Source organism: Micromonospora sp. WMMA1949 (assembly GCF_027460145.1).
GTDB lineage: Bacteria > Actinomycetota > Actinomycetes > Mycobacteriales > Micromonosporaceae > Micromonospora.
In genome coordinates, this window is record NZ_JAPZBG010000001.1 from 2,152,168 (window position 1) to 2,174,009 (window position 21,842).

A 21,842-nucleotide genomic window follows, 5' to 3' on the forward strand; every position below is an offset into this window, starting at 1 on the left:
AAACACCATTCAGGGCTCAGCGGTTCGGGCGCAGCGTCCAGATCACGGTGAGCGAGGAGGTGAGCGTGCCGTCCTCGGTGCGGACCTCCACCTCGACCGGGAACTCCGGCCGCTGCCCGGCGTCCAGCTCGGCCAGCACCTCGGCGGGTACGCCACCGAGCCGCGCGGTCGCCAGCACCGACCCCATCGCGATCTTGCGGAAGTGGACGGAGGCGGTCACCGGGAGGGGTACGGCCCGGTCGAGGACGTGCCCGAAGGCGGCCAGTACGACCGCGCCCGAGGCGCTCTCCCCGAGCGTGAACATGGCGCCGGCGTGCGGCCCGCCGAGGTGGTTGTGGTGCGCCGCGATGTCGGGGAGCCGGGCCACGACCCGTACCCCGCCCTCGGCCTCGGGCGCCACCTCGACGAACTCGATCCCGAGCGTGCGGGCGAACGGCACGGCGTCGAGGATTCCGGCCGCCACCTGGCGAGAGTCGATGCTCATGCCCGAACGCTACTCGCCGGTAACAACCCCGGCAAGATGCCGGAACACGCTGGCCAAATGTCACCAAGTAAGTGACATCCGCACCGCATGGAGCTAGCGTTGCCTCTTATTAAGAGACATTGGGACATGAGATGATCTTCTCCACCCCTGAACTCAGCGATCACGACGAGACCGTGCTGGCCGAGGTGCACGACATGCGTCGCGTGCTCGCCGATGTCCTGCGCACTCCTCGCCGGTGGACCGGTGGCCTCCGGCGCACGATGTTGGCCCGCGCGATTCTCGGCTCCAACAGCATCGAGGGCTACGTGGTCGCCGAGGACGACGCCGCTGCCGCGCTGGACGGCGAGGAGCCGCTGAGCGCCGACGACCGAACCTTCGCCGAGATTCGGGGCTATCGACAGGCTCTGGGATACGTGCTGCAGACCGCCGGGGATCCGCATTTCCGCTTCGAGACGTCGGTGATCCGCAGCATGCACTACATGATGCTCTCGCACGATCTGGGCAAGAGCCCGGGGCAATATCGCAAGGGCCCGATCTACGTACACGATGAGCGGACCGATGAGCGGGTGTACGAGGGCGCGGACGCCGACCACGTGCCTCACCTCATGGAGGAGCTAACCGAAGATCTACGGTCGGATGTCACCGCCTCCCCGCTCGTCAAAGCAGCCATGGCGCATCTGAACCTGGTGATGATCCATCCGTTCCGTGACGGCAACGGACGGATGGCACGCGCCCTTCAGACGCTGGTGCTCTCCCGCCGTGCGATCGTCGAGCCGGCCTTCTCCAGCATCGAGGAGTGGCTGGGCAGCAACACCGAGGACTACTACCGCGTGCTGGCGGTTACCGGGCGTGGCCGCTGGAACCCCGAAGGTTCGGCGCGCCTCTGGGTGTCGTTCAACCTGCGCGCCCATCACATGCAGGCACAGACCGTCGCTCGCCGCTTCGATGAGGCGTCCGGCATCTGGTCGGAGTTGGACGCGATCGTTGCCGAGAAAAGACTCCCTGAGCGGGTGACCGATCTGCTCTACGAGGCAGTCCTGGGCTACCGCATCCGTCGCTCCGGGTACGTCAAACTCGCCGATGTCGAGGATCGGACCGCATCTCGTGATCTGGCCAACCTTGTCGAGCAGGGCCTGTTGGAAGCACGAGGTGAGCGGCGGGGAAGGCATTACGTCGCCGGCCCCACGCTGGTCGTGGTACGGGAACGGGTCCATGCGCGGCGCAAGCCGATCAGGGATCCCTACCCGGCCATGCCGGTCGTTCTCGCGACCGAGGCTGCCAATTCGACCGGCTCGGGTGAGCGGTTGTAACCACGGTCCATGTCACGGCGCTGTCCGGCCCGATGGATCAGCTCAGCGGCGTTTCGGCGGCTGTCGACTTCGGGTAGCGAGTGGCCCATGAACCGCGATCTCGCGCGCGGGCTGACGGTGGCGTGGGCACTGCCGGAGTTCCGCGACGGGCTACGTCACCTCGTCGACCTCGACGAGGTGACAGTGCTGCTGGCCGCACTGTCCCTTCCGGACCGCGACCGCGAGGTGGAGCGGAGCGCGCTGGGCCTGCTGCGGTCCGGGCTCGACAGCACCGAGGTCCGGGAGGCGGTGTTGCTGCTGCTGGAGCGGGACACCGTACGCCGGCCGCTCGTCGCCGCGGCGGTCGAGCCGCTCGCCGACCGGCCCGGCCTGGTCACCGCCGTCACCTCCGCGGCCGAGGATCCCCGGGTACGCCACGAGGTACGGGCGATGCTGGACAGCGCGGGCGTCCGCGAGCTGATCTGGCGGGCGGTCGACGACCAGGTGAGCGACAACCGGTTCGGGCTGGTCCGCCGGGCGGCGGTGCTGTTCGTGCGGCACCCGAGCGCGCGGCGCCTGGGGTGGGCGCTCCGCCGGCACGGCGTTCTCCGCGAACTGCGCCACAGGGCGTGACCTGATCCTGCTGTTGCCCGGTCGTGTCACCGCCGAGATCTTCGGGCCCTACCGTCCAGTCGATGCGATCCCGTGCGGCGAAGGCGGCAGCGACTCTGGTGACCGTGCTGGGCACGCTGCTCGTCGTCGCGAGCTGTCTCAGTTGCATCCCGCTTCTGGCGCCGTCGGCGCCGTGCGACGGTGACACCTACGCTTCGGCGCAGGCGGCGAGGGACGCGTACGCCCTGCTGGTCCTGGCGATGACGGCGACGGCGGTCCTCTCCGTCGTCGTGGCCCGGGTAGGCATCCGGCCCCGCGTCCGGAACCCCTGGCCGTGGCTGTCGGTCGCCGTACTGGGAATCGCCGTGAGTGCCGGCCTGCTGATCCCGATCGATCGCGCCGGCTCCTGCTGAGGCCGATCGGCAGTCACTCGTATCCCATCGCGGGGATGATTTCGCCCATTTCGCGCTCGACGTACGCGCGGGTGCCGGCGTCGAATTGGTCGTCGCGGTGCGCGAGCTTGTCCGCCTGGAACGTCGACGGGGTGACGGCGTCCTCGACGCCGAGCCGCTCGAACAGGGCCCGCCGCTGCCCGGGCCAGTCGGCCGCCAGGTCTTCCGCCCTCACCTCGACGTACCGCCGGCTCGTCAGGTCGGCCGCGTCCTTCCAGGCCAACCATCGCTGGTAGACCGGCACGAGGTAGGCCAACGCCCCGTCGACGGTGGACGGCGCCCACGGCTGGGCCAGGTGGGAGGCGAGCACCGCGACCGGATGACGCTTGATGTGCACGATCGTCGCCTCGGGGACCAGTTCCCAGAGGAAGTCCATGGCGAAGAGGTTGAACGGCGTCTTCTCGCACCAGGTCGGCTTGCCCGCGTCGGCCGCCGCCCCGCCGAACAGGGTGTCGACCAGGCTCCGCAGGACGCCGACCAGTTCGCCCCGGTCACTGAAGTACCTCGGCACGACCCGCCGTCGGCTGGCCGGCCCGAACGGCCCGGCCGGCCGGTCGCCGTCGCCGAAGCCCTCCGCAGGCGCGGGCTCCTCGAAGGCGTACGCGATCACCTGCGGCCAGAGCCGGTGTACGGCGTCCCGGTACCGACCCACGCCGACCAGCTCGGGCACGGTCTTGCCACGGTCGTCACGCCGGCCGGGCACGCGTACGGTGAGGAAGTCGCTCAGCCGTTGCAGCGCGTCCTCACCGACGATGGGGTCGTACCGGTCGGTGAGCGCGTCGGCCAGGTCCCGCAGGCCACCCGGTTCGACAAGGAACTTGGTCTCCATGGGGATCCGGTGGATCAGCGGATGCTGGCCGATGACGTCGGCGATCCGCGACGTGCCCGAGCGGCCCGTGCCCGCGACGAAGACCGGTGAGGGAGACGGCATGGACGGCAGTCAAACTTCCGGCCCGGCGCGGGGGCAACCCCATTATCCCCGCCGCGATCAGCTGATCGATTTCCTGGCCGACGCGGTCGGGTCCGTCACCGTGGCACACCCGACCCGGGTCGCCGTCGACGGGCCGCCCGCCGCCGGCAAGACCACGCTCGCCGACGAGCTGGCCGCCGTCCTGCGGGCCCGGGGCCGGTACGTCATCCGGGCGACCGTCGACGACTTCCTCTTCCCCCGGGCGCGGCGCTACCGGCGCGGCGAGTTCTCGGCCGAGGGCTGCTACGTCGACACCCACGACCACCAGTCGCTGAACCGGGTGCTGCTCGACCCGCTCGGCCCCGGCGGCGATCGACGCTTCCGGCGCACGATCTACGACCACACCACCGACGCGGTGCTGTCCCCGCTGCCCACCACCGCCCCCGCCGACGCCGTGCTGGTGTTCGACGGCGTCTTCCTCCTGCGCCCGGAACTGGTCGACCGGTGGGAGCTGCGCGTCTTCGTGTCGACAGCGCTGGACCGTACCGTCGATCGTGCGGTGGTCCGGGAGAGCCCGGTGTCGTCCCGGGCCGACGTCGAACGGCGCTGGCGCGAGCGTTACCTGCCCGCCCAGCGGCTCTACTTCGCCACTGCCCGCCCGGTCGAGCACGCCGACGTCGTCGTGCACAACGACGACCCCGGACAGCCGATGTGGGAGACCCGGACGGCCTTGGATGGCAGGCTGCAACCATGGACAGGAAGCGGGTGACCGCCTGGATCGCGGCGTACGAGCAGGCGTGGCGCACGCCGGGAACGGCGGCGCTCGGCACGATGTTCACGACCGACGCGAGCTACCGGCAGGGGCCGTACCGGGATCCGGTCGTCGGCCTGCCCGCCATCACCCGCATGTGGGACAGCGAACGCGACGGGCCCGACGAGGTCTTCGACATGACCGCGGAGGTCGTCGCGGTCGACGGCGACACCGCCGTGGCACGGATCCAGGTCCGGTACGGCGACCCCGTCCACCAGGAGTGGCGCGATCTCTGGATCATGCGCTTCGCCGAGGACGGCCGGTGCGCGTCGTTCGAGGAGTGGCCCTTCGCGCCGGACAAGCGGGCTACCGGTTGAGGCCGGCCGCCTGATCCGTGAGGATCTCCCCGAGAACGCGGTGCGCGTCGGCTGCCTCCTCCGCGTCCTCGGGGTCGTCGAAGGTGCGGGACCAGGTGGAAAGGGTCTTCCAGAGGGCCCAGCCGCGTCCGCGCGCCCACGTCGCGTCGTCCACCGACAGGCGCTCGCGGAACGCCGCCCGGCCCTCGGCGGTCAGCAACGTCCAGGCGATCGCCAGGTCGCAGGCCGGGTCACCGACGCCGCAGGTGCCGAAGTCGATGACGGCCGCCAGCCGGCCGTGCGTGAGCAGCAGGTTCCCCGGGGCGATGTCGCCGTGGAACCAGCGGTCCACCCCGTCCCAGCGGGCGCCGACCGCCCGTGTCCAGATCTCGCGTACCAGCGCGGCGTCGACGTGGCCGTCCAGCGCCACGAGCGCATCCTCGACTTTCTTGTCGTACGTGCGCAGCGTGCCGCCCCGGAACCAGTTGTGCACACCCGGCTGCGGGCCGTCCGCGGCGTCCACGTCCCGCAGGGCCGCGAGGAATTCGGCCAGGTCGAGCGCGAAGCGCACCGGGTCGGCGATGCGGTCCGGCCAGGCGGGCTCGCCGTCGAGCCATCGGTAGATCGACCACGGGTACGGGTAGCCCGCACCCGGCTCGCCCTTCGCCACCGGGGCGGGGATTGGTAGCGGCAGCCGAGCGGCGAGGACCGGGAGCCACAGGTGTTCCTTCTCGACCGCCAGGGCGTACGCGGCAGCGCTGGGCAGACGCACCAGTAGCTCGGGGCCGAGGTGGAAGGTCCAGTTGTCCCAGCCGCCGTTGGCGACCGGCTCGATCGGGAGGCCGGCCAGGTGCGGGAACTGGCCGGCCACGAGGCGGCGCACCTGCTCCACGTCGACGGCGATGCGCTGTGGCGGAGGGCCGAGGTCGTAGCCGGAGTCGTCCGCTCCCACCGGGCGGTGGTTGTTGATAAGGGGCCCTTCCTCTACCGGAGGCGTTAACAGGGTGCCCTTCCTTTCACCGCCAGCCGACGTCGATGCGGTCGCCCCGCTCGTCGAAGAAGTGCAGCGCGTCCATCCGCACCTGCACGGCGAGCGGGTGCCCGGGCGACACCTGCGGGTACGGCGCCAGCCGTACCGCCAGTTCCGCCGGACGACGGTGGTGGCGGCCCGGGTCGGGCAGCACGCTCGTCCGGTTGCCGCCACCCCCGCCCGGTTCCAGGGCGGGCGCGGACGACTCCGTCGCGCGCCCGGTGAGCCGCTGCATCACCTGGTTGAACCGGCGCAGGCCGCGCTGGCCCGGTGCGGCCTGCTCGACCGGGGTGCCCATCTCGTCCACGACGATCGCGGTGGCGCCGATGTCGAGGAACGCCAGCGACTCGTGCCCGTGGTGCTCCAGGTAGCGGATGCGCCCGTGCAGCACGTCACCGGCGGTGTCCGGCGCGACCGGGGTGAGCGCCTCGGCACGCATGCCGACCACGATCCGCTCACCGTGGTAGTGCGCCACCGCCCGGCTGCGGATGTCGTCCCAGGGCAGGTAGAGCGACTGCTCACCGAGGTTCAGCGCGACGTACCGGTCGAGGTGGACGTAGACCGACGCCTCCAGCAGGTTCATCCGGGGACTGCCCAGGAACGCGGCGACGTAGAGCGTCGCCGGCCGGCCGTACACCTGGGTGGGGGTGCCCACGTCCTGAAGCACACCCTTGCGCATGATGGCGACCCGGTCGGCCATGGTCAGCGCCTCGGCCTGGTCGTGGGTCACGTAGATGGTGGTGACGCCCAGTTCGCGGGTGAGGCCGGAGATCTCCGCCCGCAGCTCGGCGCGCAGCCCGCTGTCCAGGTTGGACAGCGGCTCGTCCATCAGGAACAGGCCGGGCCGGCGCACTATCGCCCGGCCCATGGCGACCCGCTGCCGCTGGCCGCCGGAGAGCTGGCTGGGCTTGCGCGCGAGCACGTCGCCGATGCCGAGCGCGCTCGCCACGTCCTGGATCCGCTCGCCGCGCGGACCGGGCTCGACGCCGCTCAGGCGCAGCGGGAAGCCGATGTTGTCGCCGACTGTCATGTGCGGATAGAGCGCGAAATCCTGGAAGACCATGGCGATCTTCCGGTCGCGTGGCGGCAGGTCGTTCGCCAGCTCACCGCCGAGCATGATGGCGCCGGTGGACGGATCCTCCAGCCCCGCGATCATGCGCAGTACCGTCGACTTCCCGCAGCCCGACGGGCCGAGCAGCACCATGAACTCGCCGTCGTTGACGTCCAGATTGATGGTGTCGACCGCGACCGTTCCGTCCGGGAACACCTTGGTGACATCCTTGAGCGCGACGGTAGCCACCGCCACCTCCCCAGTTTTCTCTCTCCCAAACCCGGGAATGACTGTGACCAGGATCATCTGATCCGCACATCGGGTAAACGTGCCATGTTCGGCTCGTGACAGTCCTATTAAGCGGTATTCGCCGGGCTCCACGATTAAGTGACCAGCGAGTAGCCGCTTTTACGGCGTTTCGCCGAGGAACACCCGGCGCACCACGCGCTCGGCGGCGTGCCCGTCGTCCAGGGCGCAGAACCGCGACCGGAACGCCGTCCGGGCCCGCTCGGCCGCCTCGTCGTCGACAGCACCGCAACGGAACAGGTCGAGCAGACCGGGGAAGTCCAGCGCGACCGCGCCGGGCGGCTCGGCAAGCAGGTCGAAGTAGACGCCACGAGCCACCCGGTAGGCATCCCAGTCCGGCGCGTAGACCACGATCGGCCGGTCCAGCACCGCGTAGTCGAACATCGCCGAGGAATAGTCGGTGATCAGTACGTCCGCCGCCAGGTAGAGGTCCTCCACCCGGTCGTACGCGCTCACGTCCAGCACCCCGTCCGCAGCCGGTCCCCGGGGATGCCGCTCCCGGTCGTGGAAGTAGTGGCTGCGCATCAGCAGCCGGCCCCGCGGCCCGAGCACGTCGAGCATCCGGTCCGGGTCGAACGGCGGCCGCCACCCGGGCAGGTGCTCGCGGTGCGTCGGCGCGTAGAGGACCACGTACTCGTCGGGTGCGATGCCCAGCGCGGCGCGGACCTGGCCGCGGTCCTCGGCGGTGGCCAGCGCCAGCCGGTCGTTGCGCGGGTAGCCGACCTCCAGCGTGGTGTAGTCCGCCGGGTACGCCCGCTCCCACATCTGCGTGGAGAAGCTGTTCGAGGTGATGCTGTAGTCCCACCGGTCGACCCGGCGCAGCAGCCCGGCGAAGTTCATCCCCATCGCGCCCACCGGGTAGCGCTGCTGATCCAGCCCCATCACCTTCACCGGCGTGCCGTGGTGGGTCTGCACGTGCACCGAGCCCGGCCGCTTGCGCACGAAGTCCGGGAAGTTGACGTTGTTGACGAGCCAGCGGGCACGGGCCAGGACGCGGTGGTACTCGCGGCTGCCGGCCACCACGTACTCGACGCCCGGCGGCAACGCGGCCACCCGGTCCCGGCGGACGATCCACACGCCACGCACCTGCGGCGCCAGCCGGCGGGCCGCCTCGTAGATCGCCGCCGGATTGCACGAGTAGCCCCGGTACCAGTAGGCCGCGTAGACGGCGAGCGTCGGGTCGACCGGCCGGTGCAGCTCCGCCCGGTAGTACTCGCCCAGCGCCAGGTCACGCGCCCGCCGGGCGGTACGCCGCACCACCGGCGTGACCCGTCGCCGGGCCCGCCGCGCGGTCCGCCGGGCCGTCTCCCCCGCCTGGTGCGCCTCCCGCAACGCGCTGAACGTCCGCCAGCGGCCGGCCGCCACCAGCCGATGCTTGAGCCCTTCCGCGCCGGGCGGGACCGGATAGCCCTCGGGCGGCAGGAACCGCACGTAGTCGGCGTGCATCTGGGCGAAGAACGGCGCCCGCAGCTCGGGCGCGATCCGGTCGCCGTTGCCGAGCACCGTGAGGTAGTGCCAGATCATCCGCTCGAAGACCGCCGGCCGCAGCCCGGTCACCTTCCAGCGGTCCATCAGCCCGAACACCCGGTGCCACTGGGCGAAGACCTCGAAGTGCCGGTCCCCCCGGGTCTTCGTGATCGCGCCGGTGCGGCGCTGCCGGTAGTTCAGGCAGATCCGGTCGAGTACGCCGATCCGCTCGGCCGCCATCAGCGCCGGATAGCTGAACGAGACGTCCTCGTACCAGCCCGGCTCGAAGCGCAGCCCGCGTTCGAGCAGGAACTCCCGGCGTACCACCCGGTTCCACGCGGTGTGCAGCAGTTTCAGCGTCTCCGGCCGGTCCCGCAGCGCGAATGTCGTCGCGCCCGGCGGCACCGGGAACACGTCGCGCATCGCGCTGCGGGTGCCGACGTTGTTCCAGTGCGCCCGGACGTGGTCGACGATCAGCACGTCGGGCGCGGTGTCGCGGAGCCGGTCCGCGACGTGCGGCAGGCAGCCGGGCACCAGCCAGTCGTCCCCGTCGACGAACCACACGTACTCGCCGACGGCCCGGTCCAGCCCGATGTTGCGGGCCGGACCGAGCCCGACGTTCTCGGCGAGCCGCACCGGGCGGACCCGGGGGTCGCGCAGCGCGTACTCGGCCAGGATCTCGCCGCTGTCGTCGGGGGAGGCGTCGTCGACACCGATCACCTCGATGTCGCCGAACGGCTGGTCGAGGATCGAGTCGAGGCATTCCCGCAGGTAGCCCTGCACCTTGAAGGCCGGCACGACGAAGCTGATCAAGGTCACCCCGGCCCGCCCTCCGTCAGCCCGGCGAGCGCACACCCCCACGGGCGCGGGCCGGCAGGACCACCCAGGCGAGGACCACGCTCGCGACAAAAACCACGAGAAGGTACGCACCGAGTGTAGCCAGAGCGATACTCGCATATCCGGCGATCAGCCCGATTGCCAGTAACACCGAACGTGCCGGCCAGCCCAGCGTGGCGGCGTGCAGCGGCGGCGCCGACTGCCGCTTCTCCAGCCGGGCGGTCAGGTCGTAGTGGTGCAGCGTCAGCACCAGCACGTACCCGAAGATCAGCCACGCGGGCGCCCGGCCCGCCACCCCGATCGCGATCGCGAACAGGTACTCGGCGGCCCGCAACGCGGCCGGCACCAGCCAGTCCAGCGACCCGTCGTGCGACGCCCGCGAGCCCTGCGCCGCACCGAGCAGCAGCACCAGCGCGAGCACCGGCACCCAGACCGGCAGATCCCCGCCGCCGTGCACCGCGAGCAGCGCCCACACCAGCGTCCCGGCCGCGCCGAGCGCGCCGAACACCGCCAGCAGCAGCGGCCGTCGTGCGACCGGCAGCGTCCGGGCCAGCAGGCCGTCGTCCCGGTGCAGAGCCGCGTCCACGGTGGCCATCACCGGCACCCGCATCCATCGCGCCCGCAAGGTCCGCAACCCCCCGGTGTACGCGAACGCCAGCGTCCCCCAGACCAGCACCGCGACCAGCGCCACCAGCGGCCCGACCAGCGCGGCGGCGATCGCGATCAGTGCCCACCGCTCACCGATCGGGAACACCACCGTGCGCTTCAGCCAGTACGACACCGAGCCGGTGTCCGCCTGCACCCGCGTCGACGCGGCGTTCAGCTTCCCGCCGATACCGCCCGCGTCGGCGCTGACCACCTTCGGCCGCCGGGCCGCCTCGTCGTGCAGCGCGCCGTACCAGGTGTCGGTCATGTGCCGCACGGTCTGCAACGTCATCGCGGCCAGCGCCAGCGCCCAGCCGTACCGGAACCCGGCGTGCGTGGCGCCGTAGCCGAGACCGGCGTAGACCACGTACTCCTTGAAGCGGTCGGCCATCGTGTCCAGCCAGCCGCCCCAGGCGCTGAAGTGCCGGGTGTAGCGGGCGAGCTGCCCGTCCACGCAGTCGAGCACGAATCCCAGGTAGAGCAGGACCGCGCCGGCCACCAGCGCGGGCCGTCCCCCGGCGCCGAACAGCACCGCCGCGGCCACCGCGAACGCCACCGAGACCATGGTGACCCCGGTCGGCCCGATCCCGATCCGGGCCGCCGCCTTCGTGACGAACACCGACCAGGTGCTGACGAAGTACGTGGTGAAGAAGTCGTCCCGCTCCTTCACCGACAGCTTCAACTCGGCGCGGTCCTCGTCGACGGCCGCCACCGCAGCCTCGGCCGCCGCCCGCTGCGCCTCGTCGCCGACCCGGTGCGCCACGAGCAGACGTACCCTCTGGGCGAAGATCAGCGTGCCGCGGGCGGCGAGGTCGGCCACGAGCCGGTCCACCGCGCCCAGCGTCCCGCCCCCGGCGGTGCCGACGGCCGACGCGGTCGCCGGGTCGGTCAGGCGCGCGTCCGGCACGGGCGCCGGGTCGGGCGCGGCTCCTGCGGCGCGGCGGGCGGCCTCGGCGAGCGCCGGCAGGTCGGCCGCGCCCACCCGCAGTGCGCCGCCGAACACGCCGCTCGCGTCGGCGGCGCCGACCTCGACCACCTGGCCGCGCTCCTCGCGCACAGTGGCCTGCCCGGGCGCGGGCGGATCGGTGAGCACCAGCGCCACCGTCGGCCCCACCGGGCTGGTCGCGAGATGCTTGAGTACGGCCGTGTGCGCCACCAGGTCGGCGCCGCTCACCAGCACCGGGCCGGTCGCGGCGGCCACCAGGTCGGCCAGCTCGGTCAGGTCGGCGGCGATACGTACGTCGTCCGCCCCGGCCCGGCGCCACTGCGCGGCCAGGCGCTCGGTGAGCCGGCCCGCCGCCGGGTCGGCGGCGAGCACGATCGCGAGCGTCACCGCTTCGCCGCGTCGGCGTAGGCGGCCAGCGCCTCGTCGATCGTCCCGTCGACGATCAGCCGTCCGGCATCGAGGTAGAGCCCCCGACGGCAGAACCGGGTGAGGTCCTTGTCGTTGTGTGACACCAGCACCAGCGTGCGCCCTTCCGCGAGAAGTCGCTCGATGGTCGCATAGCACTTCGCGCGGAACTCCGCGTCCCCGACCGCTGTCACTTCGTCCACAAGCAGTACGGGGTGCGGCAGGTGCGCGATCACCGCGAAGCCCAGCCGCACCTTCATCCCCGACGAGTAGTGCCGCACCGACGTGTCGATGGCGCGTTCCACCTGCTCACCGGCGAACGAGACGATCTCGTCGAAGTGTTCCCGCAGGTACGCCGACGACAGCCCGTGCAGCCCGCCCACCAGGTAGAGGTTCTCCCGGCCGGTCAGGTCGCCGGAGAACCCGGCGGACAGTTCGAGCAGCGGCGCCACCCGGCCGTGCACCCGGATCGAGCCCTCGTCCGGGATGAGCACACCGGCGATCAGCCGCAACAGCGTGCTCTTACCGGTGCCGTTGCGGCCCACCACGCCCACCGTCTCGCCCGGCTCGACCCGGAACGACAGGTCGCGCAACGGCCAGAACCGGCCCGCGTCCGGGTCGCGGGCGCCCCGGTGCACGATCAGCTCCCGCAGCCGCAGCTGGCGGCGCCGGTTGCGGACGAACCGGATGCCGAGCCCGTCCGCCTCGATGATCGGGGCCATTCAGAGTTCCTTCAGCACTGCCGGTTCGAGGCGGTGGAACGCCCACCAGCCCAGCGCCAGCACCAGCACGCTGCCGGACACCGTGATCGTGAGCAGCCGGGCGTCCGGGAACTCGTCCGGATACCAGACCGCGTGGTGCAGCTGGAAGATCCCGACCAGCGGGTTCAGCTCGTACCCGATCTTGAGCCAGCCCGGCATGCCCGACTCCCGGACCAGGTCGAGCGGATAGATGATCGGCGTCGCGTAGAACAGCAGCCGGATGACCAGCCGCATGGTGCGCTCGATGTCGCGCATCAGCACATTGCCCGCCGACAGCAGCAGCGCCAGGCCCACCAGCAGCACGAACTGCACCGCCACCGCCAGCGGCAGGGCGAGCAGGCTCCAGCCGGGGCGGATCTTCCCCTGGCTCGCGTAGAGCGCCGCGACGGCGGCCAGGATCGGCAACCCGGCCAGGTACTCGGCAAACCGGCCGGCGACCCGCCCGATCGGGAAGATCGGCCGGGGCAGGTTCATCGTGGTGATCAGCCGGGACTGCCCGGTGAGCGCGTTCGCCGCCTCGGTCAGCGCCGAACTCGCCCACATCCAGGCGAAGATCCCGGTGATCAGAAACAGCGGGTACGACCCGGCCGCCTCGCCAAGGTGCCGCCGGGTGGCGCCGGAATAGAGCACGCCGAAGACGAACCAGTAGATCAGGCCCATGCCGAGCGGCTCGATCAGCGACCAGAAGTAGCCCAGCACCGACTGCTGGTACTTCACCGCGAGATCCCGCCGGACCAGGATGCGCAGCGAGGTGCGGGCGGACCAGAGCGCCGCGACGCCTGACGTCACCGCATGATGGTCGCTTTGTCAGTCGCGCTCCCGGGCCGGGTGCGGGCCGGGATCACCCCAACGAGGTCAGCACTCGATCACGTTGACGGCGAGGCCGCCGCGCGCGGTCTCCTTGTACTTGACCTTCATGTCCGCGCCGGTCTCCCGCATGGTCTTGATGACCTTGTCCAGCGACACGTGGTGCACCCCGTCGCCGCGCAACGCCAGCCGGGCCGCCGTGATCGCCTTGATGCTCGCCACCGCGTTGCGCTCGATGCACGGGATCTGCACCAGGCCGCCCACCGGGTCGCAGGTCAGCCCCAGGTTGTGCTCCATGCCGATCTCGGCGGCGTTCTCCACCTGCTCCGGCGTACCGCCGAGCGCCTCGGCCAGCCCGGCCGCCGCCATCGAGCACGCCGAACCGACCTCGCCCTGGCAGCCCACCTCGGCGCCGGAGATCGACGCGTTCTCCTTGAACAGCACGCCGATCGCGCCCGCCGCCAGCAGGAACCGGACCGCGCCCTCCTCGGAGGCGCCGGGTACGAACCGCGTGTAGTAGTGCAGCACGGCCGGGATGATCCCGGCGGCGCCGTTCGTCGGCGCGGTGACCACCCGCCCGCCGGCCGCGTTCTCCTCGTTGACCGCGAGCGCGAACAACGTCACCCAGTCCATCGCGCGCAGCGGGTCCTGGCTGCCGGTCTCCGCCTCCAGGCTGCGCCGCATCTCCGCCGCGCGTCGCCGGACCTTCAACCCGCCCGGGAGTACGCCGTCGCGGGTGCAGCCGCTCTCCACACACTCGCGCATCACGCGCCAGATCTCCAGCAGCCCCGCGCGGACGTCCGCCTCGCTGCGCCACGACAGCTCGTTGGCGAGCATCACCTCGCTGATCGACAGGCCGGTCCCGGAAGTGACGGTCAGCAGTTCCGCGCCGGTGAGGAACGGGTGCCGTACGCGGGTGGTGTCGGCCTTGATCCGGTCCGCCCCGGCGGCCGCCTCGTCCACCACGAACCCGCCGCCGACCGAGTAGTACGTGCGCGTCCGCACCTCGTTCCCGGCCGCGTCGTACGCCGCGAACGTCATCCCGTTCGGGTGGTACGGCAGCGAGCGCCGGCGGTGCAGCACCAGATCCGTGTCCGGGTCGAAGTCGATCCCCTGGCTGCCGAACAGGTCGAGCCGCCGCTGCGTGCGGATCCGCTCGACGCGCGGCCCCACCGAGTCGGTGTCGACGGTCTCCGGGACCTCGCCCTCCAGCCCCAGCAGCACCGCCCGGTCACTGCCGTGCCCGTGGCCGGTCGCGCCGAGCGAGCCGAACAGCTCCGCCCGCACCCGCGCCACGTCGGCGAGCTGTCCGTCGGCCTTCAGGCCCGCCACGAACGTACGGGCGGCCCGCATCGGCCCGACGGTATGCGAGCTGGACGGCCCGATACCGACGCTGAAAAGATCGAAAACACTGATCATGTGCTGCTTCCTCGCCGTCGTCCCCGTTGTGCGGAGCCGAGCCGGTGCGTGGGTGCCGCGCCCGCCGGGCGGGTGGACGGCCGGCGCCCGGGGTGGGGGCGCCCGACCGGCGAGCCTACCTCGCCCCCGTGAATACCCGCCCCCACTCCACGCCATGCCCGCCCTTGTTGCGCGCGGTCCGCCCCACCCTCCGCCGCTCCGTCCGGGCCGGCTTCCGGGGCGGCCACCTCAAGATCGCCCCCACTCACCCGTCGATCTTGGAGTTGTGGCGCCCAGAATCGACGTCTTTGCGGCATACACGAACTGCCACAACTCCAAGATCGCCGCTCCCAGCCCTGCCGGCTCCCGGCTCCCGGCTCCCGGCTCCCGGCTCCCGGCTCCCGGCTCCCGGCTCCCGGCTCCCGGCTCCCGGCTCCCGGCTCCCGGCTCCCGGCGAGATCTTGGTACAAAACGGCCCCCATAGGGGCACTTTCCTACCAAGATCTCCACCAATCCCACTTCGCGGAACGCTTGTCTCATAAGACGGAAGGCGCTCGACGCAGCAGGCAGCCGAACGAGGAGCCCTCGCCCAGCCCACCCCACAACTCCCGCGATCTTGCATTTACGGCCCTCAACAATGGTGCGAATCGGGCACCACGAGGGCCCCAAGTGCAAGATCACGGGGGCGGGGGCGGGGGCGGGGGCGGTGCGGGGCGGGGAGCCGGGAAGCCGGGAGCCGCCCGCGGCGGGGCTGGGTGCGGGCGGGTCGGGGTCGGAGCGGGTGGGCTGGGTGGGCTGGGTGGGCTGGGGAGCCTCTGCGGACAACCAGGTGGGTGCGTCGGTGGGGATGGTCCGGGGTAAGCACCTACGGGTGCCCGGGTCGCCGATCCTCCTCGGGGCTGAGGGCGCGGCGCGTACCCCTTTCTACCGTGGAATCAGCGCGGCGGATCGCCGCAGAAGTGGGAGACGACGATGAGTCGCAAACTGGTCCGGCCCCGCCAGGGGCGCATGATCGCCGGTGTCTGCGCCGGCCTGGGGCAGCGGTTCGGCATGTCGGCCGGGATGGTCCGGCTGCTGTTCCTGCTGTCGCTGCTGCTGCCCGGCACGCAGGTGATCATCTACTTGATCCTGTGGATCCTGATGCCGAACGAGGACCGTTACCTCGCCACCCGCTGACGCGACACGAGCCGGGACGCCGGTACGCGAACGCGCCCGCCCCGGACGATCGGGGCGGGCGCGCGGCGTCAGGGCACGAAGGTCAGGGCGCCGTGTAGGTGACTGTCACCTTCTCGTACCCGAGGGAGCGCAGCAGCCCTTCGAGCATCTTGCGGGTGTTCTCCTCGGCCCGGGCGGTGAGCCCGCTGTCCCGGGCGGCGGCGGTGATCCGGTCCTCGGCGAGCTTGTAGATCTGCTGCTGCCGGTTGGGATCGCCGGCGACCAGGTCGTTGAGCCGGTTGATCAGGCCCCGCTGCTCGGCGAACACGTAGCTCTTGTCCATGTCCAGGTCGGTCTCGCCGAGCTGCGGCGCGGGCAGCTTGATCTCGGCGGACTTGCCGTCCTCGGAGACCACCACGGCCCCGTCGGCGATCTTCGAGAAGTCGACGTACGCCTCGACCCGGCCCGCCCCGACGAACAGGGTGCGCTCGTTGAGCAGGAAGTCGGGCACGTTGCGCCTGTCGTTCTGCACGTCCACCACCACCTGGAAGTTGCCCTCGGCGGCGACGTAACGGCTCAGGTCACGGATCGACTTGAGCAGCGGCGGCTGGCTGCGGTCGGTCTGCTCCTTGGCGAACGGGTTGCGGAAGTCGGGCAGCAGACCGGTGGCCTGCACGCCGAGCAGCACCACCACCGCGAGCGCCGCCGCGCCGAGCACCCAGAGCAGGCCGCGCGCCGCACCGCCGCCCGACGCCGGGGTGCCCGGACCAAGGTCCGGATCGGGCGAGCCCTCCGCCCGGTCGCGAAGGGACTCGCTGGTGGGGTAGTCCGGGAACTCCCGGGTGGGCTCGTTGATGTCACCGTCGCGGGCCATCGCCCTCACCGTCCTAGTCCGACTCATGTCCTCGTCCGACACATCGACTGACAATGACGGTACGGCCACCGTGCGACAGTCGCGCGCCGAGCGACCCGATCGGGTGAACCCGCAGGTCAGGCGAACGCGGACACGCCTGTCAGCCGCTGGCCGATGACGAGCTGGTGGATCTCGGAGGTGCCCTCGTAGGTGAGCACGCTCTCCAGGTTGTTGGCGTGCCGCATCACCGGGTACTCCCCCGACACGCCGTTGGCGCCGAGGATCGTGCGGCACTGCCGGGCGATGGCGAGCGCCTCGCGGACGTTGTTCAGCTTGCCCACGCTCACCTGGTGGGGCTGCAGCGAGCCGGCGTCGGCGAGGCGGCCCAGGTGCAGCGCGAGCAGCATGCCCTTGTTCCACTCCACCGCCATGTCGGCGAGCTTGGCCTGGGTGAGCTGGAAACCGGCGAGCGGGCGGCCGAACTGGGTGCGCGTGGTCGCGTACTCCAGGGCCGTCTCCAGGCAGTCACGGGCCGCGCCGAGCGCGCCCCAGACGATGCCGTGCCGGGCCTCGGTCAGGCACCCCAGCGGCGCCTTGAGCCCGATCGCCTCGGGCAGTCGCGCGTCGGCCGGCAGCCGGACGTCGTCGAGCGCGATCTCGCCGGTCACTGACGCGCGCAGCGACATCTTCTGCCGGATCTCGCGCGCCGTCACCCCCGGCGTGTCCATGGGTACGGCGAAGCCGCGCACCCCGTCGTCGGTACGCGCCCAGATCACGCCCACATCCGCGATCGGCGCGTTGGTGATCCACAGCTTGCTGCCGTTGAGGATCCAGTCGTCGCCGTCGCGGTGGGCCCGGGTCGCCATCGAGGCGGGGTCGGAGCCGTGGTCGGGTTCGGTGAGCCCGAAGCAGCCGATCGCCTCGCCGGCCGCCATGGCGGGCAGCCAGCGCTGCTTCTGCTCCTCGCTGCCGTAGCGCCAGATGGCGTACATGGCCAGCGATCCCTGCACTGAGACCAGGGACCGGACGCCGGAGTCGCCGGCCTCCAGTTCCAGACAGGCCAGCCCGTACGCGACGGCGGAGGAGCCGGCGCAGCCGTACCCGGTCAGGTGCATGCCGAGCAGGCCGAGCTTGCCGAACTCGCGGGCCAGTTCGCGGGCCGGGACCTGGCCGTCCTCGTACCATCCGGCGACGTGCGGGCGTACCCGGTCGGTCACGAGCCGGCGCACGACGGCGCGGATCTGCCGCTCCTCGTCGCTGAGCGACGCATCGATGTCGAGCAGGTCGAGAGGAGTCATGGCGTCACCTTAACCATGACTCAGAAAGGCGTCACTCGCCCTGGTCACCGAGCACGAGCACCCGCGCGTGGATCTGGTTGCGCTGCTGGAGCGCCGCACGCAGCGCCCGGTGCAGGCCGTCCTCCAGGTAGAGGCCGCCGTTCCACTGGACGACGTGCGGGAAGAGGTCGCCGTAGAAGGTGGAGTCCTCCGCGAGAAGCTTGTCCAGCGCGAGTTCGCGCTTGGTGGTGATGAGCTGGTCAAGCCGCAGCGGGCGCGGCGGAATCTCGGCCCACTGCTTCAGCGTGAGGTTGTGCTCCGGGTAGGGACGCCCGTCCCGGACCGCCCTGAAGATCACGGCGTGCTCTCCTCCCCAGGCCAGGCTGACAATGTGGATGTCAGCCTAACCGCTCAGGTCCACCGTCCCCGCCGCACCACATCCTGCACCGGACGCCGCCCTCGGCGCAGCGACGGTGACCGGTGGTCGACGGCTCGATAACCGACAGTGATGGCGCCAATCGGGTGCAGTTCCGGCGGTACCCCGAACGCCTCCCGGTACGCCCCGATGCGCTGCGGCGGGATGCCGAAGAAGCAGGCGCCCAGCCCTTCGTCGACGGCGGTGAGCAGCATCAGCAGCGCCGCGAATCCGGTGTCCACGTACCAGTAGGGCACCGGCCAGCGGTTCTCGTCGCGGTCCGCCCAGCCCTTGTCCGCCTCGGCGTAGCGGTCCAGGTAGGCGTCGCGGTTGGCGTGCGGCACCACGATCAGCGGCGCCCGGCGCATCCCGGCGAGCCAGCGCTCCCGGCCGCCGCCACCGGGAGTGGTGGCGGCCCAGAACCGTTCCCGGTCCTCGGGTTCCTCCAGCACGAGGAAGCCCCAGCCCTGGGAGAACCCGGCCGACGGGGCCCGGACGGCGTGGTCCAGCAGCCGGTCGACGACCTCCGGCGGAACCGGCCGGTCGGGGTCGTAGTTGCGCACCATCCGGCGGCGCCGGACGACCTCGGCGAACTCCACGCTCAGGCCTCCGGGCGGACGCCCCAGGCGCCCCGCCAGGTCTGCCCCGGCTCCAGCATGATCAGGTCCTTGCCGGAGCGGAACGCGTCGGGCGGGCAGGTCATCGGCTCCACCGCCACCGACCGGCGGTGCCGTTCCCCGCCGAGGGTGTCGCCGGTGAAGACCTGCCACCAGCCGAACTCGCGGTCCGCCCAGATCCGCAGGCCGGACGAGCCGTCCGGCGCGCTGAGCACCACCGCCGAGCCGCCGTCGGCGTCCCGCTCGACGTCACCGAACGCGGTGTCGAGCACCAGGTCGCCGATCGGGCGCGGGCTGGTGAAGTCGTACTCGGAGCCGGCCACCTCGGCGGCGGCGACCGGTAGCAGGCGGCTGTCCACCAGCACCCGCCGCCGGGCCGGCAGGTGCAGCCGCAACTCGTCCACGCCGACCTTCGGCAGTTGCAGGTAGGGGTGCACGGAGAAGCCGAACGGCGCGGGCTCGTCGGCGAGGTTCGTCGCCTCGTGCTCGGCCCGAAGGCCGTCCGGGCCGACGCTCCACCGGGCCCGCAGCCGCAGCGCCCACGGGTAGCCGGGGCTCGGCGGCAGGTCGTAGCCGATGGTCACGCTGTCCGCGGACTGCTCGATCGGCTGCCACCGCACCCAGTTGACCAGGCCGTGCAGGGCGTTGTGCCGCTCCGGCTCGGTCAGGTCGAGCTGCAGCGACCGCTCCCCGACCGTGTAGACGCCGTCCCGGATGCGGTTCGGCCAGGGCGCCAGCACCTGGCCGGCCGAGCCGGGGCAGACCTCGTCCTCGGCGTACCCGTCGAGGTGGTCCACGCCGTCGTAGCGGTAGGCCCGCAGCCCGCCGCCCACCTCGACCACGACGGCCTCGTGGCCGTCGGCCGCGATGGTCCACTGTGTACCGGAAGGTGGCTGCACGTCGATCCCCATGTCGGCGACCCTACCGTCAGCGGTCCTCCTCGGCGGGGGTGGTCGAGCGATAGCGCAGCAGCGCCGGGAACGCCACCACCAGCGCCACCGCGAGGACGGCGGCGGCCAGGCCGCCGCCGACCATGGCGAATCCGGTGCCAAAACCGGCAGCCATCGCACCGGCCCGCAGGTCGCCCAGGCGCGGGCCGCCGGCCACCACCACCGTGTTCACGCCCTGGAGACGGCCGCGCATCCGGTCCGGCGCGTAGACGAGCAGCATCGACTGGCGCAGCGTGGCGCTGACCAGGTCGGCGGCACCGGCGACGCCCAGCAGCACCACGGCGACCCACAGCTGACCGGCCAGCCCGGCGAGCGCGATCGCCACACCCCAGCCGACCACCGCCACGGTGAGCGCGAGGCCCTGGCGGCGGACCCGGCCGATCCATCCCGAGGTCAGGCCGCCCAGCATCGCGCCGATGGCGATGGAGCTGTAGAGCCAGCCGACCGCCGAGGCGCCGCCGAAGCGTTCCTGCGCCAGCTCCGGGAACAGCGCCCGCGGCATGGCCAGGATCATCGCGATCAGGTCGATGGCGAAGGAGAGCAGCAGCACCCGCGTGGTGGCCAGGTAGCGGAAGCCGTCGACGATGCTGGCGAACCCGGCCTTGCGGACGCCGCCGTCCGGGTCCGGCGTGGGCGGCATCGCGGGCAGCCGCAGCGTGGCCCAGAGCGCCGCCGTGTACAGCAGCGCGTCCGCCGCGTACGCGATGGGCAGCGCCACCTCGACCTGCCAGGCGGCGAAGATCAGGCCGGCGGCGAGCGGGCCGAAGACGGCGGCGGCGGTGAACGTGGTGAAGTTCAGCGTGGTGGCCGCCGGAACCAGCTCGGCCGGCACGAGCCGGGGCAGGATCGCGCTGCGGGCCGGCGAGGTGATCGCGAAGGCCGTGGACTGGAGGGCGACCAGCAGCAGGAGCAGCAACGGGCTGCGCACACCGGCCAGCGACTGCACCAGCAGCCCGAGCGTGGAGGCCCAGAGCACGCAGCCGCCGACGAGGAGCACGCGGCGGCGGTCCCGGGCGTCTGCGACCGCGCCGCCCCAGAGCCCGAAGACCAGCAGCGGCACGAAGCCGGCGATGCCCAGCAGGCCCACCCAGAGCGAGCCGCCGGTCAGGTCGAACATCTCCACCGGCACCGCCACGGCGGTGAACTGGAAGCCGAACATGGCGATCGCGTTGCCGGTCCACACCCGCCGGTACGCGGGCACCCGCAACGGACGCAGGTCGATCGCCCAGCGGCGCGCTCCCCGCCGCCGTGGTGTTGTGACATCGGTCACGGCGCGAGCCGCTCGACGACGAATACCCCGTTCCCGGTACGCCGGAAGCGCAGCCGGTCGTGCAGCCGGCTGGCCCGGCCCTGCCAGAACTCGACGGTCTCCGGCCGGACCCGGAAACCGCCCCAGTGCGGCGGCGCGGGAATCGGGTCCACGGCGGCGAACCGCTCGGCCGCCGCCCGGTACGCCTCGTCGATCGCGGCCCGGTCCGGCACCACGGTCGACTGGGCGCTGGCCCAGGCGCCCAGCTGCGAACCGCGCGGCCGGCTGGCGAAGTACGCCTGCGTCTCGGCCCGGTCCACCTGCTCGACCCGGCCGGTCACTGTCACCTGCCGCTGCATCGGGAACCAGGGGAACACCAGGCTGGCCCACGGGTTCCCGGTCACCTCGGCGCCCTTGCGCGAGCCGTGGTTGGTGTAGAAGACGAAGCCCTCCGGGTCGTACCCCTTGAGCAGCACGGTGCGCCCGCTGGGCCGGCCCTGCGCGTCGGCGGTGCCGAGCACCATCGCGTTCGGCTCCGGCAGCGGATGGGCCACCGCGTCGGCGAACCAGCCGGCGAACTGGGTGTGCCAGTCCGGCGCCAGGTCGGTCTCGGTCAGGCCCAGGTCGGCGGCGTACTCGTTACGCATACCGGCCGGGGCGGGTGTGTCGCCTGTCACTGTGGCAGTCCCTCTCCCGGGCGTACCGGCGTCCCCCGACGCTGGCCAGGCCCCGGTACCCAGTCTTCTCCTTCCCGAACGGACGTCCAGCGGCGGGGATGTCGCGTGGCGCACAGTGGCTGTGGGTCGCGCAGCTGGTTAC

Annotated in this window: 22 protein-coding genes; 6 read left to right on the forward strand and 16 right to left on the reverse strand. The window is 71.8% G+C overall.

Translation table 11 applies throughout. The annotated features are described in order from the left end of the window. Positions 1-16: 16 nt before the first annotated feature. On the reverse strand, positions 17-484 hold the full coding sequence (locus tag O7607_RS10010; RefSeq protein ID WP_269702650.1) for a DUF4442 domain-containing protein: 468 nt from the start codon (positions 482-484) through the stop codon (positions 17-19). 131 nt (positions 485-615) lie between these two features. Between O7607_RS10010 and O7607_RS10015 the strand changes: the two genes are divergently transcribed. From O7607_RS10015 to O7607_RS10025, 3 genes are all read left to right on the forward strand, one after another. Further along, the gene (locus O7607_RS10015) at positions 616-1,794 is read left to right on the forward strand and encodes a Fic family protein (RefSeq protein ID WP_269702651.1); all 1,179 of its coding nucleotides are present in this window, start codon (positions 616-618) and stop codon (positions 1,792-1,794) included. A gap of 87 nt (positions 1,795-1,881) precedes the next feature. Beyond that, positions 1,882-2,406: a hypothetical protein gene (locus O7607_RS10020; RefSeq protein ID WP_269702653.1), complete on the forward strand. Its 525-nt coding sequence runs from the start codon at positions 1,882-1,884 to the stop codon at positions 2,404-2,406. Between the two features lie 62 nt (positions 2,407-2,468). After that, complete coding sequence (locus O7607_RS10025; RefSeq protein ID WP_269702655.1) at positions 2,469-2,798, forward strand: hypothetical protein; 330 nt, start codon at positions 2,469-2,471, stop codon at positions 2,796-2,798. A gap of 13 nt (positions 2,799-2,811) precedes the next feature. Here the strand turns inward: O7607_RS10025 and O7607_RS10030 are convergent, their stop codons facing one another. Further along, positions 2,812-3,768 (reverse strand): sulfotransferase family protein, encoded by a 957-nt coding sequence (locus tag O7607_RS10030; RefSeq protein ID WP_269702656.1) that lies wholly within the window; start codon positions 3,766-3,768, stop codon positions 2,812-2,814. Between O7607_RS10030 and O7607_RS10035 the strand changes: the two genes are divergently transcribed. Beyond that, positions 3,767-4,516: an AAA family ATPase gene (locus O7607_RS10035; RefSeq protein ID WP_269702658.1), complete on the forward strand. Its 750-nt coding sequence runs from the start codon at positions 3,767-3,769 to the stop codon at positions 4,514-4,516. The two genes, O7607_RS10030 and O7607_RS10035, sit on opposite strands and share 2 nt — an antisense overlap. Further along, complete coding sequence (locus tag O7607_RS10040; protein ID WP_269702660.1) at positions 4,498-4,875, forward strand: nuclear transport factor 2 family protein; 378 nt, start codon at positions 4,498-4,500, stop codon at positions 4,873-4,875. The genes O7607_RS10035 and O7607_RS10040 overlap by 19 nt, the downstream gene beginning before the upstream one ends. On the opposite strand, the gene O7607_RS10045 is transcribed toward O7607_RS10040, so the two are convergent. The 7 genes from O7607_RS10045 to O7607_RS10075 form a co-directional block, all read right to left on the reverse strand. Further along, positions 4,865-5,806, reverse strand: coding sequence for an aminoglycoside phosphotransferase family protein (locus O7607_RS10045; protein WP_269702662.1), 942 nt, complete (start codon positions 5,804-5,806; stop codon positions 4,865-4,867). The genes O7607_RS10040 and O7607_RS10045 overlap by 11 nt on opposite strands. 64 nt (positions 5,807-5,870) lie before the next feature. After that, positions 5,871-7,184, reverse strand: a complete 1,314-nt coding sequence (locus O7607_RS10050) for an ABC transporter ATP-binding protein (RefSeq protein ID WP_269702663.1) — start codon at positions 7,182-7,184, stop codon at positions 5,871-5,873. A gap of 159 nt (positions 7,185-7,343) precedes the next feature. After that, on the reverse strand, positions 7,344-9,527 hold the full coding sequence (locus O7607_RS10055) for a bifunctional glycosyltransferase/CDP-glycerol:glycerophosphate glycerophosphotransferase (RefSeq protein ID WP_269702664.1): 2,184 nt from the start codon (positions 9,525-9,527) through the stop codon (positions 7,344-7,346). 16 nt (positions 9,528-9,543) lie between these two features. Further along, positions 9,544-11,523: a DUF5941 domain-containing protein gene (locus O7607_RS10060; protein ID WP_269702665.1), complete on the reverse strand. Its 1,980-nt coding sequence runs from the start codon at positions 11,521-11,523 to the stop codon at positions 9,544-9,546. Further along, positions 11,520-12,263, reverse strand: a complete 744-nt coding sequence (locus O7607_RS10065; RefSeq protein ID WP_013283732.1) for an ABC transporter ATP-binding protein — start codon at positions 12,261-12,263, stop codon at positions 11,520-11,522. Before O7607_RS10065 ends, O7607_RS10060 begins: the two co-directional genes overlap by 4 nt. Beyond that, on the reverse strand, positions 12,264-13,091 hold the full coding sequence (locus O7607_RS10070; RefSeq protein WP_047893864.1) for an ABC transporter permease: 828 nt from the start codon (positions 13,089-13,091) through the stop codon (positions 12,264-12,266). A gap of 66 nt (positions 13,092-13,157) precedes the next feature. Beyond that, positions 13,158-14,528 carry an L-serine ammonia-lyase gene (locus O7607_RS10075; protein ID WP_269702668.1) on the reverse strand — a complete coding sequence of 457 codons (1,371 nt, stop codon included), beginning with the start codon at positions 14,526-14,528 and terminating at the stop codon, positions 13,158-13,160. Between the two features lie 951 nt (positions 14,529-15,479). On the opposite strand from O7607_RS10075, the gene O7607_RS10080 reads away from it, so the two are divergent. Continuing rightward, positions 15,480-15,683 (forward strand): PspC domain-containing protein, encoded by a 204-nt coding sequence (locus O7607_RS10080; protein ID WP_013473752.1) that lies wholly within the window; start codon positions 15,480-15,482, stop codon positions 15,681-15,683. A gap of 82 nt (positions 15,684-15,765) precedes the next feature. Here the strand turns inward: O7607_RS10080 and O7607_RS10085 are convergent, their stop codons facing one another. From O7607_RS10085 to pdxH, 7 genes are all read right to left on the reverse strand, one after another. After that, positions 15,766-16,536, reverse strand: coding sequence for a DUF4230 domain-containing protein (locus O7607_RS10085; protein ID WP_269702670.1), 771 nt, complete (start codon positions 16,534-16,536; stop codon positions 15,766-15,768). A 116-nt stretch (positions 16,537-16,652) separates the two neighbouring features. Further along, entirely contained in the window at positions 16,653-17,813 is a 1,161-nt protein-coding gene (locus O7607_RS10090) for an acyl-CoA dehydrogenase family protein (RefSeq protein WP_269702672.1), read from the reverse strand. Between the two features lie 31 nt (positions 17,814-17,844). Further along, a complete protein-coding gene (locus O7607_RS10095; protein ID WP_013283726.1) occupies positions 17,845-18,150 on the reverse strand; it encodes a type II toxin-antitoxin system VapB family antitoxin in 306 nt (101 codons plus the stop codon). Positions 18,151-18,203: 53 nt separating this feature from the next. Next, positions 18,204-18,806, reverse strand: a complete 603-nt coding sequence (locus tag O7607_RS10100) for a nitroreductase family protein (protein WP_269702674.1) — start codon at positions 18,804-18,806, stop codon at positions 18,204-18,206. A gap of 2 nt (positions 18,807-18,808) precedes the next feature. Beyond that, positions 18,809-19,735 (reverse strand): aldose 1-epimerase family protein, encoded by a 927-nt coding sequence (locus O7607_RS10105; RefSeq protein ID WP_269702675.1) that lies wholly within the window; start codon positions 19,733-19,735, stop codon positions 18,809-18,811. A gap of 16 nt (positions 19,736-19,751) precedes the next feature. After that, positions 19,752-21,044, reverse strand: coding sequence for an MFS transporter (locus O7607_RS10110; RefSeq protein WP_269702676.1), 1,293 nt, complete (start codon positions 21,042-21,044; stop codon positions 19,752-19,754). After that, positions 21,041-21,670, reverse strand: a complete 630-nt coding sequence (gene pdxH, locus O7607_RS10115; protein ID WP_269706934.1) for a pyridoxamine 5'-phosphate oxidase — start codon at positions 21,668-21,670, stop codon at positions 21,041-21,043. The genes O7607_RS10110 and pdxH overlap by 4 nt, the downstream gene beginning before the upstream one ends. Between the last annotated feature and the right edge of the window lie 172 nt (positions 21,671-21,842).

What these genes read in the sequence shown, in the direction of transcription:
- O7607_RS10010 (WP_269702650.1), bottom strand. Translation starts at nt 484, where the DNA reads ATGAGCATCGACTCTCGCCAGGTGGCGGCCGGAATCCTCGACGCCGTG.
- O7607_RS10015 (WP_269702651.1), top strand. Translation starts at nt 616, where the DNA reads ATGATCTTCTCCACCCCTGAACTCAGCGATCACGACGAGACCGTGCTG.
- O7607_RS10020 (WP_269702653.1), top strand. Translation starts at nt 1,882, where the DNA reads ATGAACCGCGATCTCGCGCGCGGGCTGACGGTGGCGTGGGCACTGCCG.
- O7607_RS10025 (WP_269702655.1), top strand. Translation starts at nt 2,469, where the DNA reads ATGCGATCCCGTGCGGCGAAGGCGGCAGCGACTCTGGTGACCGTGCTG.
- O7607_RS10035 (WP_269702658.1), top strand. Translation starts at nt 3,767, where the DNA reads ATGGACGGCAGTCAAACTTCCGGCCCGGCGCGGGGGCAACCCCATTAT.
- O7607_RS10030 (WP_269702656.1), bottom strand. Translation starts at nt 3,768, where the DNA reads ATGCCGTCTCCCTCACCGGTCTTCGTCGCGGGCACGGGCCGCTCGGGC.
- O7607_RS10040 (WP_269702660.1), top strand. Translation starts at nt 4,498, where the DNA reads ATGGACAGGAAGCGGGTGACCGCCTGGATCGCGGCGTACGAGCAGGCG.
- O7607_RS10065 (WP_013283732.1), bottom strand. Translation starts at nt 12,263, where the DNA reads ATGGCCCCGATCATCGAGGCGGACGGGCTCGGCATCCGGTTCGTCCGC.
- O7607_RS10075 (WP_269702668.1), bottom strand. Translation starts at nt 14,528, where the DNA reads ATGATCAGTGTTTTCGATCTTTTCAGCGTCGGTATCGGGCCGTCCAGC.
- O7607_RS10080 (WP_013473752.1), top strand. Translation starts at nt 15,480, where the DNA reads ATGAGTCGCAAACTGGTCCGGCCCCGCCAGGGGCGCATGATCGCCGGT.
- O7607_RS10085 (WP_269702670.1), bottom strand. Translation starts at nt 16,536, where the DNA reads ATGGCCCGCGACGGTGACATCAACGAGCCCACCCGGGAGTTCCCGGAC.
- O7607_RS10090 (WP_269702672.1), bottom strand. Translation starts at nt 17,813, where the DNA reads ATGACTCCTCTCGACCTGCTCGACATCGATGCGTCGCTCAGCGACGAG.
- O7607_RS10105 (WP_269702675.1), bottom strand. Translation starts at nt 19,735, where the DNA reads ATGGGGATCGACGTGCAGCCACCTTCCGGTACACAGTGGACCATCGCG.
- pdxH (WP_269706934.1), bottom strand. Translation starts at nt 21,670, where the DNA reads ATGCGTAACGAGTACGCCGCCGACCTGGGCCTGACCGAGACCGACCTG.